The following is an 18,119-nucleotide window of genomic DNA, read 5'->3' on the forward strand; positions in this document are numbered from 1 at the left end:
TATACATAGGTAGCTGGCAATCTGCCGATGGTTCATATGCAACGATTGTCGTCCATTGGTCTAAAGGTCGCAGGCAGGCCTGGAGCGTAGAGTCGTGGCACGTGCTTGAGTTTGGCGCTTTTCCCTTGGTTTTCAGGCTTGTAGGGCACTAACTGCGTGGCTTTGCGGCAGATGGGTGGAACATAGGGTTTGCGCGCCGATTCAACTGGGGTATGTTCGAACCAAGCCAGATGTTCAATCCAAATAATGGAGTTCAGCATGGGTTACAAGAAGATTCAGGTTCCAGCCGTCGGTGGCAAAATCACCGTCAATGCAGACCATTCTCTCAATGTTCCTGACAATCCGATCATCCCGTTCATCGAAGGGGACGGTATTGGCGTCGATGTCAGTCCCGTAATGATCAAAGTGGTTGATGCTGCCGTGGAAAAGGCCTATGGGGGCAAGCGCAAGATTTCCTGGATGGAAGTCTATGCCGGCGAGAAAGCCACCCAGGTTTATGACCAGGACACCTGGTTGCCCCAGGAAACCCTGGATGCCGTGAAAGACTATGTGGTTTCCATCAAGGGACCGCTGACCACGCCAGTCGGTGGCGGTATCCGATCGCTTAACGTAGCCCTGCGCCAGCAACTGGACCTGTACGTCTGCCTGCGCCCGGTGGTGTGGTTTGAAGGCGTGCCAAGCCCGGTGAAAAAACCTGGCGACGTCGACATGGTGATTTTCCGCGAGAACTCCGAAGACATCTACGCCGGTATCGAGTGGAAGGCCGGTTCGCCTGAGGCCAACAAGGTTATCAAGTTCCTGAAGGAAGAAATGGGCGTCACCAAGATCCGTTTCGACCAGGACTGCGGCATCGGCATCAAGCCGGTCTCGAAAGAGGGCACCCAGCGTCTGGTGCGCAAGGCTCTGCAGTACGTGGTGGACAACGACCGCAAGTCGCTGACCATCGTACACAAGGGCAACATCATGAAATTCACCGAAGGTGCCTTCAAGGACTGGGGCTATGAGGTGGCGAAGAACGAATTCGGCGCCGAGCTGCTCGATGGCGGCCCATGGATGAAGTTCAAGAACCCGAAAACCGGTCGCGAAGTCATCGTCAAGGATGCCATCGCCGACGCCATGCTCCAGCAGATCCTGCTGCGTCCTGCCGAATATGACGTGATCGCAACCCTGAACCTCAACGGCGATTATCTTTCCGACGCATTGGCGGCAGAGGTGGGCGGCATCGGCATCGCGCCGGGCGCCAACCTGTCCGACACCGTGGCCATGTTCGAAGCGACCCATGGCACCGCGCCGAAGTACGCTGGCAAGGATCAGGTCAACCCGGGGTCAGTCATCCTGTCGGCCGAGATGATGCTGCGTCACCTGGGCTGGACCGAGGCGGCGGACCTGATCATCAAGGGCACCAACGGAGCGATCAAGGCCAAGACGGTGACCTATGACTTCGAGCGCCTGATGGAGGGCGCCACCCTGGTATCGTCTTCCGGGTTCGGCGAGGCGCTGATCAAGCACATGTAAACCCGCAAGCAGCCAAAAAACCGCTCGGCTCAATCACTTGAGCGGGGCGGTTTTTTTATGGCTGGGTATCGGCGGGCAGGTCAGTTCGGGACGGTGTCATGCGCGCTGTTGAGCGCTGCAACTGCCGGTGTCTCGGGATTCTTGACCGCTGCGTCATTAATATCCACCGCATGCAGCCCCTTGGGGCCCTGGATGATTTTGAAGGATACAGCCTGGCCAGCCTTCAGGGTCTTGTAGCCGTCCATCTTGATGGCCGAGTAATGGGCAAACAGGTCTTCCGACTTGCCTTCCTCGTTGATGAAGCCATACCCCTTTGCATTGTTGAACCACTTCACCTTGCCGACTGCCATACACATATCCCTCTGCAACGGACTCCATCACTGGAGTATCATCCAGACATCCGCAGCCAAATCTTTAAATATGATTGACTCCACGGACCTTTTTTACCCACTGTGGGCTCTATTGGTTGTAACACCGTTTTGCCGATAGTCAAGGCGACCCGGCAGCCGGTGTTGAAATCGTTGAAAACCGCCCCCAATACTGTATTTGCACAACTGACGAACCTTTCTTTCCATGCATGCAATCAGCCAGATTCGACTAACATTCAATCAGGATCGCCCGACTCTCCAGAATGATCGCCCGGAGGAACACGACGACGATTCCGCAGGCATTGCTGTTCAGGAGGCCAAGCCTGCTTTACAGGCGCCGCCGATGTACAAGGTGGTTTTGTTCAATGATGACTACACACCGATGGATTTCGTCGTCGAAGTGCTCGAGGTGTTTTTTAATCTGAATCGCGAGCTGGCGACCAAGGTCATGCTGGCCGTCCATACCGAAGGACGGGCAGTATGTGGAGTGTTTACCCGCGACATTGCCGAGACCAAGGCCATGCAGGTCAACCAGTACGCCAGGGAAAGCCAGCATCCGCTACTCTGTGAAATCGAGAAGGACGGTTAATCGCCGACCACTTGGGTATGAGGTGAAGCTATGTTAAACCGCGAGCTCGAAGTCACCCTCAATCTAGCCTTCAAGGAGGCCCGTTCGAAGCGTCATGAGTTCATGACCGTCGAGCATCTCCTGCTGGCCCTATTGGATAATGAGGCTGCCGCCACCGTTTTGCGTGCCTGCGGCGCAAACCTCGACAAACTCAAGCATGACCTGCAGGAGTTCATCGACTCCACCACGCCATTGATCCCCGTTCATGACGAGGACCGCGAAACCCAGCCAACCCTGGGCTTCCAGCGTGTTCTGCAACGTGCTGTCTTCCATGTACAGAGCCTCGGGCAAACGCGAAGTGACTGGCGCCAACGTGCTGGTTGCAATCTTCAGTGAACAGGAAAGTCAGGCAGTGTTCCTGCTGAAACAGCAGAGCGTTGCGCGCATCGATGTCGTCAACTACATCGCCCATGGCATTTCCAAGGTGCCGGGGCATGGCGATCACTCTGAAGGTGAGCAAGATATGCAGGACGACGAGGGCGGTGAGTCTTCTTCTTCAGGCAATCCCCTGGATGCTTATGCCAGCAACCTCAACGAACTCGCGCGCCAGGGGCGGATCGATCCGCTGGTGGGTCGTGAGCTCGAAGTCGAGCGCGTTGCGCAGATTCTTGCGCGGCGCCGCAAAAACAACCCGCTGCTGGTCGGCGAGGCGGGCGTGGGTAAAACCGCGATCGCCGAGGGCCTGGCCAAGCGCATTGTCGACAACCAGGTGCCGGACCTTCTGGCCAACAGCGTGGTGTACTCCCTCGATCTGGGCGCCTTGCTGGCCGGGACCAAATACCGTGGCGATTTCGAGAAGCGCTTCAAGGCGCTGCTCGGCGAGCTGAAAAAACGCCCGCAGGCGATCCTGTTCATCGACGAAATCCACACCATCATCGGTGCAGGGGCTGCGTCCGGTGGCGTCATGGATGCCTCGAACCTGCTCAAGCCGCTGCTGTCGTCCGGTGATATCCGCTGCATCGGTTCGACTACCTTCCAGGAGTTTCGCGGGATCTTCGAAAAAGACCGCGCCCTGGCGCGACGCTTCCAGAAGGTCGATGTGTCGGAACCTTCGGTGGAAGATACCGTGGGTATCCTGCGCGGCCTGAAAGGGCGCTTCGAGCTGCATCACAACATCGAATACAGTGATGAAGCCTTGCGCGCCGCCGCTGAACTCGCTTCGCGCTACATCAATGATCGGCACATGCCGGACAAGGCGATCGACGTCATCGACGAGGCGGGCGCCTACCAGCGTCTGCAGCCGGCGGAAAAACGCGTGAAACGCATCGAAGTGCCTCAGGTCGAGGACATCGTCGCGAAAATTGCGCGGATACCGCCAAAACACGTCACCAGTTCCGACAAGGAGCTGCTGCGTAACCTCGAGCGTGACCTGAAGCTGACGGTGTTCGGCCAGGACGCGGCCATCGATTCGCTGGCCACCGCCATCAAGCTGTCCCGTGCCGGCCTCAAGTCGCCGGACAAACCCGTCGGTTCGTTCCTGTTCGCAGGGCCTACCGGGGTAGGTAAGACCGAGGCAGCGCGGCAATTGGCCAAGGCTCTAGGTGTCGAGCTTGTGCGATTCGACATGTCCGAGTACATGGAGCGCCACACGGTCTCGCGTCTCATCGGTGCGCCTCCAGGCTACGTCGGGTTCGATCAGGGCGGTTTGCTGACCGAAGCCATTACCAAGCAGCCCCACTGCGTATTGTTGCTCGATGAAATCGAGAAGGCGCATCCGGAAGTCTTCAACCTGCTGTTGCAGGTCATGGACCACGGTACGCTGACCGATAACAACGGACGCAAGGCGGATTTCCGTAACGTCATCGTCATCATGACGACCAACGCCGGTGCCGAAACCGCAGCGCGGGCTTCTATCGGTTTCACTCATCAGGACCACTCGTCCGATGCGATGGAAGTGATCAAGAAGAGCTTCACGCCTGAGTTCCGCAACCGCCTGGACACCATTATCCAATTTGGTCGCCTCAGCCATGAGGTCATCAAAAGCGTGGTGGACAAGTTCCTTACCGAGCTTCAGGCGCAACTGGAAGACAAGCGCGTGCAGCTGGAAGTGACCGATGCAGCGCGCAGTTGGCTGGCGCAGGGTGGCTACGACTCGGCAATGGGAGCTCGGCCGATGGCGCGTTTGATCCAGGACAAGATCAAGCGTCCGCTGGCGGAAGAGATCCTGTTTGGCGAGCTGGCGGACCATGGTGGCGTGGTGCATATCGACATCAAGGATGGCGAGCTGACCTTCGATTTCGAAACCACTGCCGAAATGGCCTGATGTTTGACTGCTGCAAGGAAAAAGGCGCCGAAAGGCGCCTTTTTTCATATCGCCGCGCTACTGTAGGAGCGAGCATGCTCGCGATGGGCGCCAACGATAACGCTGGGCGTCTGACACCAAGCGGTGTCTCTGCGCGCATCGCGAGCATGCTCGCTCCTCCAGAGGGGGAGTGCACTCCCGCACAAACAAAAACGCCCGGCCAAAGCCGGGCGTCTTGTATTGACTTGATTAACGAGCGCGGTAAGTGATGCGCCCTTTGCTCAAGTCATAGGGAGTCAGCTCGACGCGCACTTTGTCGCCGGTAAGAATACGAATGTAGTTCTTGCGCATCTTGCCGGAGATGTGCGCGGTTACGACGTGCCCATTTTCCAACTCCACGCGAAACATGGTGTTGGGCAGGGTGTCGACGACAGTGCCTTCCATTTCGAAGCTGTCTTCTTTCGACATGCAGTAAAGCCCTCGGTGTCCAATGAATGGCCCGGTGCAACTGCGCCAGGCAAAAGCGGCGTGCATTGTGCCCGAAAAATGGGGTTTACGCCAAGGGGTTCTAGTTCAGGATGACCCATCGCTGGTTAATCAGCAGTTCAATGGGGCGATATTGGGTCTTGTAACTCATCTTTTTGCAGTTCTTGATCCAGTAGCCCAGGTACACCGCTTCCAGTTGCAGGCGTTGGGTCTCGGCGATCTGCCAGAGGATCGCATAGCGCCCCAGGCTGCGTCGTTCTTCGTTGGGTTCATAGAAGGTGTAGACCGCCGACAGGCCATTGGGCAGCAAGTCGGTCACGGCCACGGCCAGAAGCTGGCCATTGAGCCGAAACTCATAAAAACGCGAAAACGGCAGGTCGCGTACCAGAAAGGTCGAAAATTGATCGCGACTGGGCGGATACATGTCGCCATCGGCGTGGCGCTGTTCAATGTAGCGCTGGTACAGCTCGAAGTATTCTTCGCTGAACTTGGGTTTGGCGGGGCGTACTTGCAGGTCGGCATTGCGCTTGAAGATGCGTTTCTGCTGACGGTTGGGTGCAAACTGCGCGACGGGAATGCGCGCCGGCACGCACGCATTGCAGTTCTGGCAGTGTGGCCGGTAAAGATGATCGCCGCTGCGACGAAAACCCATTTCCGACAGGTCTGCATAAACATGCACATCCATGGGCTGGCTGGGGTCGAGAAACAGCGTGGTGGCCTGCTCCTCGGGCAGGTAACTGCAAGAGTGGGGTTGAGTGGCATAGAACTTCAAACGCGCCAACTCGGTCATGATCAACCCTCGGGATAAGCTTTTGAATAAGTGTAAGCCAAGCGCGCCAAAGTCGCTCAGCAAACCCAGGTGGCGCGGTTGGGTTGGTCCAGGTGTCGCGCCAGGTAGCCGGCGAAGTCCTGGCGTGGGATGGCGCGGGCGCCGAGGCTGTGCAGGTGATCGGTGGGCATCTGGCAATCGATCAGCACGAAACCCGAGTCTTTCAGATGTTTGACCAGCTTGGCAAAACCAAACTTGGAAGCGTTGTCGGCACGACTGAACATCGACTCGCCGAAAAACAGTTGGCCCATCGCCAGGCCGTACAGGCCGCCGACCAGTTGGCCATCGTCCCAGACTTCAACGCTATGGGCATATCCACGGCGGTGCAGTTCGAGGTAGGCATTGCACATTGTTTCGGTAATCCAGGTACCGTCGGCGTAGGCCCGGGGCGCGGCGCAGGCGTGGATGACCGCGGCGAAGTCCTGGTCGAACGTCACCTGATAGCGCTGTTGGCGCAATAATTTGCTCAGGCTGCGCGAGACGTGCAGTTCGTCGGGAAACAGCACCGTGCGTGGGTCAGGTGACCACCACAAAATCGGCTGCCCTTCGGAAAACCAGGGAAAGCAGCCATGGCGATAAGCCTGGACCAGGCGATCGGCGGACAGGTCGCCGCCGGCCGCCAGCAACCCATTGGGGTCGCGCATGGCTTTTTCCAATGGCGGGAAGGTCAGGGAGTTGCGTTGTAACCAGGTCAGCATGGCGTCCGGACTTACAGAAGGGGAGGGCGGGGTGCCTGCGTGAAGTTTGCAACCAAATGGCGGGAATGTCGTCGAGCAATTTTCACCATTTGCCTTGCGTCGGGGCCGTCTCGCCCGGGCGCGAGGCATTGATACGTACATCCTGGTTACACGCGCAAGGTTGCAACTTGGTGCGAGCGATGTGGTCGTAAGCGAGCGCTATGGCGCCGCGCACAACTTGCAGTCAATATCGAAAAGCATCCATAAGCCTTTGTCACAAAAGGTAATGCGTGCTCAAATTACGTCGCTTCGAGCGCATTGTTGGCTATTCTTGATGCGGGCGTCTGAGCCGTGGCTTCAGCGAGACAAACCCGTACAATGCGGCTTGTAACAAAATAAGCAGTGTGCACCGTGTTTATAAAAACGGGAGCGCAATGTTAAAAGTAGTCTCGGTCGCGCTCGTTAATTTTTTACCTGCCTGGAATGGGCAGTTTTTTATAGTCATTCAACAGATGGACGCGCCGTTGGCGGCGCAGGAAAAGTAGCGTTTTGAAGAAATCCACTGCAGCACCGAAACCAGCCGTCGTTCCGATCTGGCGCCAGAATTTGCACTACCGACTCAAGGAAGGTGCATTGATCGCCATCGGCGCCCTGTGCCTGTTCCTGATGATGGCCTTGCTGACCTATGGCAAGGACGATCCGGGTTGGAGCCACAACAGCAAGATCGACGACGTGCAGAACTTCGGCGGTCCGGCCGGCTCCTACAGCGCCGACATCCTGTTCATGGTGCTGGGTTATTTCGCTTACATCTTCCCGCTGCTGTTGGCGATCAAGGTTTATCAGATCTTCCGCCAGCGTCATGAACCCTGGCAATGGAGCGGCTGGCTGTTCTCCTGGCGCCTGATTGGCCTGGTGTTTCTGGTGCTGTCGGGCGCCGCGCTGGCGCACATCCATTTCCATACCCCGACGGGGCTGCCGGCCGGCGCGGGCGGCGCATTGGGCGAGAGCCTTGGCGACCTCGCCCGCAACGCGTTCAACATCCAGGGCAGCACCTTGCTGTTCATCGCCCTGTTCCTGTTTGGCCTGACCGTCTTCACCGACCTGTCGTGGTTCAAGGTGATGGACATTACCGGCAAGATCACTCTCGACTTGTTCGAGTTGGTGCAGAGCGCAGCGAATCGGTGGTGGTCGTCGCGCGTCGAGCGCAAGCAACTGGTCGCACAATTGCGTGAAGTCGACGATCGCGTCCATGACGTGGTCGCGCCTACCGTGACGGACAAACGCGAGCAGGCCAAGGTCAAGGAGCGCCTGATCGAGCGCGAACAGGCCCTGAGCAAGCACATGTCCGAACGCGAGAAGCAGGTGCCTCCGGTCATCGCCCCTGCGCCGATCAAGCCTGCCGCGCCAAGCAAACGAGTGGAAAAGGAAAAACAGGTTCCGCTGTTCGTCGACAGCGCCGTCGAAGGCACCTTGCCACCGATCTCGATTCTCGACCCTGCCGAAAAGAAACAGCTCAACTATTCCCCTGAATCCCTGGCGGCCGTCGGTCATTTGCTGGAGATCAAACTCAAGGAGTTTGGTGTCGAGGTCACGGTGGATTCGATCCACCCGGGCCCGGTGATTACCCGTTACGAAATCCAGCCGGCCGCGGGTGTGAAAGTCAGTCGCATCGCCAACCTGGCCAAGGACCTGGCGCGATCCCTGGCTGTGACCAGCGTGCGGGTGGTGGAAGTGATTCCGGGCAAGACCACCGTCGGTATCGAGATTCCCAACGAAGACCGGCAGATCGTGCGCTTCTCCGAAGTGCTCTCGACGCCTGAGTACGACAATTTCAAATCTCCCGTCACCCTGGCCCTGGGTCATGACATCGGCGGTAAACCGGTCATCACTGACTTGGCGAAGATGCCGCACCTGCTGGTGGCCGGTACCACCGGTTCCGGTAAGTCGGTGGGTGTGAACGCGATGATCCTCTCGATCCTGTTCAAGTCCGGCCCGGATGACGCCAAGCTGATCATGATCGACCCGAAAATGCTCGAGCTGTCGATCTACGAAGGCATTCCGCACCTGCTGTGCCCGGTGGTCACCGACATGAAAGACGCGGCCAACGCCCTGCGCTGGAGCGTGGCCGAGATGGAGCGTCGCTACAAGCTGATGGCGAAGATGGGCGTGCGCAACCTGTCGGGCTTCAACGCCAAGGTCAAGGAAGCCATCGACGCTGGCGAGCCGTTGAGCGATCCGCTGTACAAGCGCGAAAGCATCCACGACGAAGCGCCGCTGTTGCAAAAACTGCCGACCATCGTCGTGGTGGTCGACGAATTCGCCGACATGATGATGATCGTTGGCAAGAAGGTTGAAGAACTGATCGCCCGTATCGCGCAGAAGGCGCGGGCGGCGGGTATCCACCTGATCCTCGCGACCCAGCGGCCGTCGGTGGACGTGATTACCGGTCTGATCAAGGCCAACATCCCGACCCGTATGGCGTTCCAGGTGTCGAGCAAGATCGACTCGCGGACCATCATCGACCAAGGTGGTGCCGAGCAACTGCTGGGCCACGGTGACATGCTCTATATGCCGCCGGGCACCAGCCTGCCGATCCGTGTCCACGGCGCCTTCGTGTCCGACGACGAGGTTCATCGGGTCGTCGAGGCCTGGAAACTGCGTGGCGCGCCGGAGTACAACGACGACATCCTCAACGGTGTCGAAGAGGCCGGCAGTGGCTTCGAAAGCAGCAGCGGCGGTGGCGACGGTGATGACCCGGAAGCCGACGCTTTGTACGACGAGGCGGTGCAGTTCGTGCTGGAAAGCCGCCGGGCGTCCATTTCCGCGGTTCAGCGCAAGTTGAAAATCGGCTACAACCGCGCCGCGCGCATGATCGAGGCCATGGAAATGGCCGGGGTCGTAACGGCCATGAATACCAACGGCTCGCGTGAAGTCCTGGCCCCTGGTCCGGTGCGCGACTGACCGGATATTGAAAGGGTGGCACCCCCGGTGCCACCCGCACTCCCACCATCGTAATTGAGGACTCCCATGCGTCTGATCCGCATGCTGTTGTTGCCGGTACTGGCTTTGACCACGCTTTCGGCCCACGCCGATGACAAGGATGTGGCGCGCCTGACTCAACTTCTGGAAAAATCCCAGACCCTGACTGCACGTTTCTCGCAGCTGACCCTTGATGGCAGCGGTACGCAATTGCAGGAAACGGCGGGCGAGATGTCCGTCCAGCGGCCGGGTCTTTTCTACTGGCACACCGATGCGCCGGCCGAGCAGGTCGTGGTGTCCGATGGCAAGAAAGTGACGCTATGGGACCCGGACCTTGAGCAGGCGACCATCAAAACCCTCGACCTGCGCCTGAGCCAGACGCCGGCGCTGCTGCTGTCGGGCGATGTGTCCAAGATCAGCCAGAGTTTCGACATCAGCGCCAAGGAAGCCGGCGGCGTGATCGACTTCACCTTGAAGCCGAAAACCAAGGACACCCTGTTTGACAGTCTGCGCCTGTCGTTCCGCAATGGTCTGGTCAATGACATGCAACTGATCGACAGCGTCGGTCAGCGCACCAATATCCTGTTCACTGGCGTGAAGGCCAACGAGCCGATCCCGGCGTCCAAATTCAAGTTCGATGTACCCAAGGGTGCCGACGTGATCCAGGAATAACGCGGTCTCCTGTAGGAGCGAGCTTGCTCGCGATGGACTCAAGAACGCCGCTGGGTGTCAGGTTCCGAGCGTCATCGTCGACGACCATCGCGAATAAATTCGCTCCTACAGGTGAAGGTGATACCCAGATAAACGAGGTTTTAAAGGCACGTGATGGACCTGTTTCGCAGCGCCCCGATTGCTCAGCCCCTGGCCGCCCGCCTGCGTGCGGCTAACCTGGACGAGTACGTCGGTCAGGAGCACGTGCTCGCTCGCGGCAGGCCCTTGCGCGAGGCGCTGGAACAGGGTGCGCTGCACTCGATGATCTTCTGGGGGCCGCCCGGCGTGGGCAAGACCACCCTGGCGCGGTTGCTGGCGGAAGTCTCGGACGCGCACTTCGAAACCGTCTCGGCAGTCCTGGCCGGGGTGAAGGAAATCCGCCAGGCGGTGGAAATCGCCAAGCAGCAGGCTGGCCAGTACGGCAAGCGCACCATTCTGTTCGTCGATGAGGTGCACCGCTTCAACAAGTCGCAGCAGGACGCATTCCTGCCCTATGTCGAAGACGGCACGCTGATCTTCATCGGCGCCACCACTGAAAACCCCTCGTTCGAACTCAACAACGCGTTGCTGTCTCGGGCGAGGGTCTATGTGCTCAAAAGCCTCGACGAAACCGCGTTGCGCAAACTGGTGCAACGTGCGCTGACAGAGGAGCGCGGGCTGGGCAAGCGTCACCTGACGATCAGCGACGAAGGTTTCCAGATGCTGTTGTCCGCGGCTGATGGTGATGGCCGGCGTCTGCTCAACCTGCTTGAAAACGCTTCGGACCTTGCCGAGGACGACAGCGAGATCGGCGTCGACTTGTTGCAGAGCCTGCTTGGCGACACCCGTCGACGTTTCGACAAGGGCGGCGAGGCGTTCTATGACCAGATTTCTGCACTGCACAAATCGGTGCGTGGCTCCAACCCCGATGGCGCACTGTACTGGTTTGCGCGGATGATCGATGGCGGTTGCGACCCGTTGTACCTTGCCCGGCGTGTAGTGCGCATGGCCAGTGAAGACATCGGCAACGCCGACCCGCGTGCACTGAGCCTGTGCCTGGCGGCCTGGGACGTGCAGGAGCGCCTCGGCAGCCCGGAAGGCGAGCTGGCGGTGGCTCAGGCCATCACCTATTTGGCTTGTGCACCAAAGAGCAACGCGGTGTATATGGGTTTCAAGGCCGCGATGCGCAGTGCTGCCGAACACGGCTCGCTTGAAGTGCCTCTGCATTTGCGCAACGCGCCGACCAAACTGATGAAGCAACTGGGTTACGGCGACGAGTACCGCTACGCCCATGACGAACCGGATGCCTACGCGGCCGGCGAAGACTACTTTCCCGAGGAGCTTGAGCCGCAACCCTTCTATCAACCTGTGCCACGCGGCCTGGAATTGAAGATCGGCGAGAAGCTCAATCACCTCGCACAAATGGATCGAATGAGCCCAAGGCAGCGGAGAAAATAGTGGTCCCATTGATCGTTGCGGTGTCCGTCGGCGGGATGGCCGGTACTTTGTTGCGCTTCGCCACCGGCAATTGGATCAATGCCAATTGGCCGCGGCACTTCTATACCGCGACGCTCGCCGTTAATATCGTCGGCTGTTTGCTGATCGGCGTTTTATACGGCCTGTTTTTGATACGCCCGGAAGTACCGATCGAGGTACGCGCCGGGTTGATGGTCGGCTTCCTCGGGGGGCTGACAACTTTTTCGTCCTTTTCACTGGATACGGTGCGCCTGCTGGAAAGCGGGCAGGTGCCGCTGGCCCTGGGCTATGCTGCCATCAGCGTATTCGGCGGGCTGCTCGCCACGTGGGCTGGCCTGTCCTTGACCAAACTTTGATAACGAGAGACCGACATGCTCGATTCCAAACTGTTACGTAGCGATCTTCAGAACGTAGCGGACCGCCTGACCTCCCGTGGCTACACGCTGGACGTTGCGCGCATCGAAGCGCTGGAAGAACAGCGCAAGACCGTCCAGACCCGCACCGAAGCACTGCAGGCTGAACGTAATGCGCGCTCCAAATCCATCGGTCAGGCCAAGCAGCGCGGCGAAGACATTGCGCCGTTGATGGCGGACGTCGAGCGCATGGCCAATGAATTGAGTGCCGGCAAGGTCGAGCTGGACGCGATCCAGACCGAACTGGACTCGATCCTGCTGGGCATCCCCAACCTGCCGCATGAATCCGTGCCGGTCGGTGCTGACGAAGAGGGCAACGTTGAAGTGCGTCGCTGGGGGACACCAACGGCGTTTGATTTCCCGGTGCAAGACCACGTCGCACTGGGCGAAAAGTTCGGCTGGCTCGACTTCGAGACCGCTGCCAAGCTGTCCGGCGCACGCTTCGCCCTGTTGCGCGGCCCGATTGCCCGCCTGCACCGCGCCCTGGCGCAGTTCATGATCAACCTGCACGTCACCGAGCATGGCTACGAAGAGGCCTATACGCCGTATCTGGTCCAGGCTCCGGCGTTGCAAGGCACCGGCCAGTTGCCGAAATTCGAAGAAGACCTGTTCAAGATCGGTCGCGAAGGCGAAGCCGACCTGTACCTGATCCCGACCGCCGAAGTGTCGCTGACCAACATCGTGGCCGGTGAAATCGTCGATGCGAAACTGCTGCCGATCAAGTTCGTTGCTCACACGCCGTGCTTCCGCAGTGAAGCGGGCGCCTCGGGTCGCGATACCCGCGGCATGATCCGCCAGCACCAATTCGACAAGGTCGAAATGGTACAGATCGTCGAGCCGGGCAAATCCATGGAAGCGCTGGAAGGGCTGACCGCCAACGCCGAGAAAGTCCTGCAACTGCTGGAACTGCCTTACCGCACCCTGGCGCTGTGCACCGGCGACATGGGTTTCAGCGCGGTCAAGACCTACGATCTGGAAGTGTGGATTCCGAGCCAGGACAAATACCGCGAAATCTCGTCGTGCTCCAACTGCGGTGACTTCCAGGCCCGTCGCATGCAAGCGCGCTTCCGCAATCCGGAAACCGGCAAGCCTGAGTTGGTACATACCCTCAACGGTTCCGGCCTCGCGGTCGGTCGTACCCTGGTGGCGGTGCTGGAAAACTACCAGCAGGCCGACGGTTCGATCCGCGTGCCGGACGTACTGAAGCCGTACATGGGTGGCCTCGAGGTCATCGGTTAAATGGACTATCTGCCGCTGTTTCATAACCTGCGCGGCAGTCGTGTGTTGGTCGTCGGCGGGGGGGAGATTGCCTTGCGCAAGTCCCGCCTGCTGGCCGATGCCGGTGCGCAGTTGCGGGTGGTTGCACCTGAAATCGAATCACAGTTGCGCGAACTGGTCGCCGGCAGCGGTGGCGAGTGCCTGTTGCGTGGTTATAGCGAAACGGATATGGACGGTTGTGCGCTGATCATCGCCGCCACCGACGACGAACCGTTGAACGCACGGGTTTCCGCCGACGCCCACCGGCGTTGCGTGCCGGTCAACGTGGTGGATGCGCCTGCGTTGTGCAGCGTAATTTTCCCGGCGATCGTCGATCGTTCGCCGTTGATCATTGCCGTGTCCAGCGGTGGCGATGCGCCGGTGCTGGCGCGACTGATCCGCGCCAAGCTGGAAACCTGGATTCCTTCGACCTACGGTCAACTGGCCGGCCTGGCAGCGCGTTTTCGCAATCAGGTCAAGGGCTTGTTCCCGGATGTGCAGCAACGCCGGGCGTTCTGGGAGGACGTGTTCCAGGGGCCGATTGCCGACCGCCAACTGGCCGGGCAGGGTGCCGAAGCCGAACGCCTGTTACAGGCGAAGATCGCCGGTGAAGCGCCAGTGGCCACGGGTGAGGTCTATCTGGTGGGGGCGGGGCCGGGTGATCCCGACCTGCTGACTTTCCGCGCGCTACGTCTTATGCAGCAGGCCGATGTGGTGTTGTACGACCGCCTGGTGGCGCCGGCAATCCTTGAGCTGTGCCGTCGAGACGCCGAGCGCGTCTACGTCGGCAAACGCCGCGCCGATCACGCGGTGCCTCAGGATCAGATCAACCAGCATCTGGTGGACCTGGCCAAACAGGGCAAGCGCGTGGTGCGGTTGAAGGGCGGTGATCCGTTCATCTTCGGCCGTGGCGGTGAAGAGATCGAAGAGCTGGCGGCTCAGGGCATCCCGTTCCAGGTTGTGCCGGGCATTACGGCGGCCAGCGGTTGTGCGGCGTATGCGGGGATACCGCTGACGCATCGTGATTACGCGCAGTCGGTGCGGTTTGTCACTGGGCACCTCAAGGATGGCACCACCGACCTGCCGTGGGCCGACCTGGTCTCGCCTGCGCAGACCCTGGTGTTTTACATGGGGCTGGTGGGTTTGCCGGTCATTTGCGAGCAGTTGATCCAGCACGGTCGCGCGGCCGATACCCCGGCGGCGTTGATCCAGCAGGGCACCACCAACAACCAGCGGGTGTTTACCGGCACCCTGGCCAACCTGTCGGAAATGGTGGCAGAGCATGAAGTGCATGCGCCGACGCTGGTGATTGTTGGGGAAGTCGTGCAGTTGCGCGAGAAGCTGGCGTGGTTTGAAGGGGCGCAGGCGCAGGTCTGACCGCGTCGAGCCCATCGCGGGCAAGCCCGCTCCTGCAGGGGAACTCATTCCAACTGCAGGAGCGGGCTTGCCCGCGATGAGGCCTTCAAATCCAACACAGATCTCAGGCCCTGCGCCAAACCCCTTTGCCACTCAACCGCGCCCGGTCATGAGCCCCGGTGAAGTCCTGCTCCGGACCTTTGGGTACTACACCTGTCGGGTTGATGGTTTTGTGGCTGCCGTAGTAGTGATTCTTGATGTGGGTGAAATCCACGGTCTCGGCAACGCCTGGCCACTGGTAGATTTCCCGCAGCCAGTTCGACAGGTTCGGGTAATCGGCAATGCGCCGCAGGTTGCATTTGAAGTGTCCGTGGTACACCGCGTCAAAACGGATCAGCGTGGTGAACAAGCGGATGTCGGCTTCGGTCAGGTATTGGCCGGCCAGGTAGCGATTGGCGCCGAGCAGTCCTTCCAGGTAATCCAGTTCTGCGAACAATCCATCGAAGGCGTCTTCGTAGGCCTGTTGCGAGGTGGCGAAGCCTGCGCGGTACACCCCGTTGTTCACCGCAGGATAAATCCGCTCGTTCAGTGCATCGATCTCGCCGCGTAGCGGGGCGGGGTAGAAGTCCAGGTCATTGCCCGTCAGATCGTCGAAGGCGGTGTTGAACATGCGGATGATCTCCGCCGATTCATTGCTGACGATGCGGTTTTGTTGCTTGTCCCACAGTACCGGCACGGTCACGCGGCCGGTGTAGTCGGCGGTGTCGGCGGTGTAGCGCTGGTGCATGAAGTCAAAGTGATCGAGCTTGTCGCCGGTGGAGCCGAGTGTCTGGTCGAAGGTCCAACCGTTTTCGAGCATCAGCCAACTGACCACGGAGACATCGATCAGGTCTTCCAAGCCTTTGAGTTTGCGAAGGATCAGCGTGCGATGGGCCCAGGGACAGGCCAGCGAAACGTAAAGGTGGTAACGACCGGCCTCGGCGGCAAAGCCACCCACACCGCTCGGGCCAGGTTGGCCGTCAGCGGTCACCCAGTTGCGTCGCTGAGCCTGTTCACGCTGGAAGGCGCCGTCCTTGCTGCTTTCGTACCACTTGTCCTGCCATTGACCTTCTACGAGCAAACCCATGTCCACGACTCCTCAAGCCAATATTCATTGGAGAGGATTCTATTCCTATAGGTTCGATAAAAAAGCGCAAATCGTAGACAGTTATTATCTATTAAATCGATTTGTCTCGCGCATCCCAGTAGCGGTTGGCGGTTTCGAAAGCGTGTTCGCGAGTTTGACCGAGGCCACGCAAGGCCAGGGCCATGGTCGAAATCAGCGCCATTTGCGGGTAACTGTCGACCACATCGCCGCGCCACACGGCCTTGAGGTGCTCAGGGTCCAGCGCGGCCGGCTTGACGTGGCGCTGGGTCGACAACTGCGGCCACTCCTCGTCCCAGTTTTCGCCAGCGGTCGTGCCGTACAGGTGGCTGTCGGCATCCGGATTGATTTCGATCTCGCCACCGTCGCCCTTGATCACAATGGCGGTGTCGCCGAGCAAACGGCTGGCCTCGCGGTGCACGGCCTGGTAGCCGGGGTGGAAAATGCTTTGCAGGCCACAGCGGGCGGCCAACGGGTTCAGAAGGCGCGCCAGGGAATGGATCGGCGAGCGCAAACCCAGGGTATTGCGAAGGTCGATCATGTGCTGCAGCTGCGGTGCCCAGTCCATCAATGGCATGAACGCCAGGCCGCCGTGATCCAGCGCGGCACCCACTTGCTGCCAGTTGCGGCACAACGGGATGTTCAGCGCCGCCAGCAGTTGCTCGCTGTACAGCCGCCCGGCCGTGTGGGCGCCGCCGCCATGCATGAATACCCGCAGGCCATTGTGTGCCAGACATTTGGCCGCCAGCAGGTACCACGGCAGATGACGTTTTTTGCCGGCGTAGGTCGGCCAGTCCAGGTCGACCGCAAGTGATGGCGCCTGCAAGCGCTCGCGCAAGGCTTCGGTGAATCCGGCCATTTCTTCCGCGCTTTCTTCCTTGTGCCGCAAGAGCATCAGGAAGGCGCCGAGCTGTGTTGGCTCGACCTGTTCGTCGAGCACCATGCCCATGGCTTGGCGGGCTTCTTCGCGAGTCAGGTCGCGGGCGCCGCGCTTGCCTTTGCCCAGTATCCGCACGAACTGGGCGAACGGGTGCTCGGCGGGCGTTTCGAGGGTCAACGCTGGGTAGTCGGTCATAGGCAATTCGTCGGTTTGGGCAGGCCCGCCAGTTTCGCGGCGAGTTTGGCAGGGGTGCCTTTGAACAGGCGGTTCAGGTGCAGGCTGTTGCCTTTGTCCGGGCCGAGTTTCAAGGCGGTGTATTTGATCAGCGGACGCGTGGCCGGAGACAACTGGAATTCGGCGTAGAAGGCGCGCAACAGCTCGAGGACTTCCCAGTGCTCGGGGCTCAACTCGATGTCTTCGGCGGCTGCGAGGGCACTGGCGACTTCAGCGGACCAGTCGCCAAGCTCGACGAGGAAGCCGTCCTTGTCCAGTTCGATGGCGCGGGCGCCGACGGTCAGGGAATTCATAGCCAACTGTTGACCTTGTCGTAGTGCAGCGACAACTCGACGAAGGCCGGGTAATCGATGGCCCGGGCGTCGGCGGGAATGTCCAGGGCGCGGGCCTGGGCGTCCTCGGCGAGTACGTACAGCGTCGGTGCGCGGGCGCTCAGTGCGTTGAACGGAGCGGTGGCAGGTTGCAACGCATACACCGCGTCGCCCGTCAGCAGCAACGCATCGTTGGCACCGATAAGGCGCAGGCAACTGTTCAGGCGATCGTCGCCGAACGGAGAGTGAGACAACACATGCAAAGTCGACATCAGAGGGTGATCACCTGGTCGTAACGGTCAATAAGAGCGGTGATTTCAGCGGCGTTCAAGGCTTGGACTTCCTCAAATGCCAGACTTGACGGGGCCAGGCCTCGTTCGGTGGCGCTGTCGCTACAGACGAACAGCTCATCGACGCCGAACATCGGCAAGGCCTGCAAATTGGCGCTCAAGTCTTTCTGTTGCAGGGCCTTGGCGTCCTGTTTAGACGCCAGTTGAAACACGCCATCATCCAGAAACAGCAGGCCGATCGGCAGGTCGAAAGCGCCGCCGGCCAATACGATATCCAGCGCTTCGCGGGCGCTCGGTCCGGACCAGGGGGCCTGGCGGCTGACAATCAGCAAGGATTTGGGCAT

The 18,119-nt window shown here is 59.8% G+C and carries 17 protein-coding genes and 1 pseudogene; 9 read left to right on the forward strand and 9 right to left on the reverse strand.

The annotated features are described in order from the left end of the window. The first annotated feature begins 258 nt into the window (after positions 1–258). A complete protein-coding gene (gene icd, locus AB4N33_RS02800) occupies positions 259–1,515 on the forward strand; it encodes an NADP-dependent isocitrate dehydrogenase (protein WP_460122879.1) in 1,257 nt (418 codons plus the stop codon). An 80-nt stretch (positions 1,516–1,595) separates the two neighbouring features. Here the strand turns inward: icd and cspD are convergent, their stop codons facing one another. Beyond that, a complete protein-coding gene (cspD, locus tag AB4N33_RS02805) occupies positions 1,596–1,865 on the reverse strand; it encodes a cold shock domain-containing protein CspD (RefSeq protein ID WP_460122882.1) in 270 nt (89 codons plus the stop codon). A 223-nt stretch (positions 1,866–2,088) separates the two neighbouring features. On the opposite strand from cspD, the gene clpS reads away from it, so the two are divergent. Further along, positions 2,089–2,472: an ATP-dependent Clp protease adapter ClpS gene (clpS, locus tag AB4N33_RS02810; RefSeq protein WP_192304177.1), complete on the forward strand. Its 384-nt coding sequence runs from the start codon at positions 2,089–2,091 to the stop codon at positions 2,470–2,472. A 30-nt stretch (positions 2,473–2,502) separates the two neighbouring features. Beyond that, a pseudogene (gene clpA, locus AB4N33_RS02815) lies at positions 2,503–4,774 on the forward strand (ATP-dependent Clp protease ATP-binding subunit ClpA). A 228-nt stretch (positions 4,775–5,002) separates the two neighbouring features. On the opposite strand, the gene infA reads toward clpA, so the two are convergent. The 3 genes from infA to aat all read right to left on the reverse strand — a co-directional run bounded on the left by infA (position 5,003) and on the right by aat (position 6,766). Beyond that, positions 5,003–5,221, reverse strand: a complete 219-nt coding sequence (gene infA / locus AB4N33_RS02820) for a translation initiation factor IF-1 (protein WP_002553999.1) — start codon at positions 5,219–5,221, stop codon at positions 5,003–5,005. A 100-nt stretch (positions 5,222–5,321) separates the two neighbouring features. After that, positions 5,322–6,029 (reverse strand): arginyltransferase, encoded by a 708-nt coding sequence (locus tag AB4N33_RS02825; RefSeq protein ID WP_476456357.1) that lies wholly within the window; start codon positions 6,027–6,029, stop codon positions 5,322–5,324. 56 nt (positions 6,030–6,085) lie between these two features. Next, a complete protein-coding gene (aat, locus tag AB4N33_RS02830) occupies positions 6,086–6,766 on the reverse strand; it encodes a leucyl/phenylalanyl-tRNA--protein transferase (protein ID WP_460122891.1) in 681 nt (226 codons plus the stop codon). A gap of 528 nt (positions 6,767–7,294) precedes the next feature. Here aat and AB4N33_RS02835 point away from each other — a divergent pair. From AB4N33_RS02835 to cysG, 6 genes are all read left to right on the forward strand, one after another. Then, on the forward strand, positions 7,295–9,706 hold the full coding sequence (locus tag AB4N33_RS02835) for a DNA translocase FtsK (RefSeq protein ID WP_460122894.1): 2,412 nt from the start codon (positions 7,295–7,297) through the stop codon (positions 9,704–9,706). Between the two features lie 66 nt (positions 9,707–9,772). Next, positions 9,773–10,396, forward strand: a complete 624-nt coding sequence (gene lolA, locus AB4N33_RS02840) for an outer membrane lipoprotein periplasmic chaperone LolA (RefSeq protein ID WP_460122897.1) — start codon at positions 9,773–9,775, stop codon at positions 10,394–10,396. A 153-nt stretch (positions 10,397–10,549) separates the two neighbouring features. Further along, a complete protein-coding gene (locus AB4N33_RS02845; RefSeq protein ID WP_476456358.1) occupies positions 10,550–11,872 on the forward strand; it encodes a replication-associated recombination protein A in 1,323 nt (440 codons plus the stop codon). Then, positions 11,872–12,246 (forward strand): fluoride efflux transporter CrcB, encoded by a 375-nt coding sequence (gene crcB / locus AB4N33_RS02850; RefSeq protein WP_460122902.1) that lies wholly within the window; start codon positions 11,872–11,874, stop codon positions 12,244–12,246. Before AB4N33_RS02845 ends, crcB begins: the two co-directional genes overlap by 1 nt. Positions 12,247–12,261: 15 nt before the next feature. Then, positions 12,262–13,542: a serine--tRNA ligase gene (gene serS / locus AB4N33_RS02855; RefSeq protein WP_460122905.1), complete on the forward strand. Its 1,281-nt coding sequence runs from the start codon at positions 12,262–12,264 to the stop codon at positions 13,540–13,542. Continuing rightward, complete coding sequence (gene cysG, locus AB4N33_RS02860; RefSeq protein WP_476456359.1) at positions 13,543–14,937, forward strand: siroheme synthase CysG; 1,395 nt, start codon at positions 13,543–13,545, stop codon at positions 14,935–14,937. A 103-nt stretch (positions 14,938–15,040) separates the two neighbouring features. Here cysG and AB4N33_RS02865 read toward each other — a convergent pair whose 3' ends face one another. From AB4N33_RS02865 to tusC, 5 genes are all read right to left on the reverse strand, one after another. Beyond that, positions 15,041–16,042, reverse strand: a complete 1,002-nt coding sequence (locus tag AB4N33_RS02865) for a glutathione S-transferase family protein (RefSeq protein ID WP_476456360.1) — start codon at positions 16,040–16,042, stop codon at positions 15,041–15,043. A 91-nt stretch (positions 16,043–16,133) separates the two neighbouring features. Further along, positions 16,134–17,117, reverse strand: coding sequence for a glycosyl transferase family protein (locus tag AB4N33_RS02870; RefSeq protein WP_460126625.1), 984 nt, complete (start codon positions 17,115–17,117; stop codon positions 16,134–16,136). A gap of 14 nt (positions 17,118–17,131) precedes the next feature. After that, complete coding sequence (locus AB4N33_RS02875) at positions 17,132–17,467, reverse strand: TusE/DsrC/DsvC family sulfur relay protein (RefSeq protein WP_460122914.1); 336 nt, start codon at positions 17,465–17,467, stop codon at positions 17,132–17,134. Next, a complete protein-coding gene (tusB, locus tag AB4N33_RS02880) occupies positions 17,464–17,757 on the reverse strand; it encodes a sulfurtransferase complex subunit TusB (protein WP_460122917.1) in 294 nt (97 codons plus the stop codon). The genes AB4N33_RS02875 and tusB overlap by 4 nt, the downstream gene beginning before the upstream one ends. Further along, entirely contained in the window at positions 17,757–18,119 is a 363-nt protein-coding gene (gene tusC, locus AB4N33_RS02885) for a sulfurtransferase complex subunit TusC (RefSeq protein WP_460122920.1), read from the reverse strand. Before tusC ends, tusB begins: the two co-directional genes overlap by 1 nt.

The organism is Pseudomonas sp. S1_E05, assembly GCF_056337105.1.

Bases quoted from the DNA above. Each gene is read 5' to 3' on its own strand.
- icd (WP_460122879.1), top strand. From the start codon at position 259: ATGGGTTACAAGAAGATTCAGGTTCCAGCCGTCGGTGGCAAAATCACC.
- cspD (WP_460122882.1), bottom strand. From the start codon at position 1,865: ATGGCAGTCGGCAAGGTGAAGTGGTTCAACAATGCAAAGGGGTATGGC.
- clpS (WP_192304177.1), top strand. From the start codon at position 2,089: ATGCATGCAATCAGCCAGATTCGACTAACATTCAATCAGGATCGCCCG.
- infA (WP_002553999.1), bottom strand. From the start codon at position 5,221: ATGTCGAAAGAAGACAGCTTCGAAATGGAAGGCACTGTCGTCGACACC.
- AB4N33_RS02825 (WP_476456357.1), bottom strand. From the start codon at position 6,029: ATGACCGAGTTGGCGCGTTTGAAGTTCTATGCCACTCAACCCCACTCT.
- aat (WP_460122891.1), bottom strand. From the start codon at position 6,766: ATGCTGACCTGGTTACAACGCAACTCCCTGACCTTCCCGCCATTGGAA.
- lolA (WP_460122897.1), top strand. From the start codon at position 9,773: ATGCGTCTGATCCGCATGCTGTTGTTGCCGGTACTGGCTTTGACCACG.
- AB4N33_RS02845 (WP_476456358.1), top strand. From the start codon at position 10,550: ATGGACCTGTTTCGCAGCGCCCCGATTGCTCAGCCCCTGGCCGCCCGC.
- serS (WP_460122905.1), top strand. From the start codon at position 12,262: ATGCTCGATTCCAAACTGTTACGTAGCGATCTTCAGAACGTAGCGGAC.
- cysG (WP_476456359.1), top strand. From the start codon at position 13,543: ATGGACTATCTGCCGCTGTTTCATAACCTGCGCGGCAGTCGTGTGTTG.
- AB4N33_RS02865 (WP_476456360.1), bottom strand. From the start codon at position 16,042: ATGGGTTTGCTCGTAGAAGGTCAATGGCAGGACAAGTGGTACGAAAGC.
- AB4N33_RS02875 (WP_460122914.1), bottom strand. From the start codon at position 17,467: ATGAATTCCCTGACCGTCGGCGCCCGCGCCATCGAACTGGACAAGGAC.
- tusB (WP_460122917.1), bottom strand. From the start codon at position 17,757: ATGTCGACTTTGCATGTGTTGTCTCACTCTCCGTTCGGCGACGATCGC.
- tusC (WP_460122920.1), bottom strand. From the start codon at position 18,119: ATGCCCAAATCCTTGCTGATTGTCAGCCGCCAGGCCCCCTGGTCCGGA.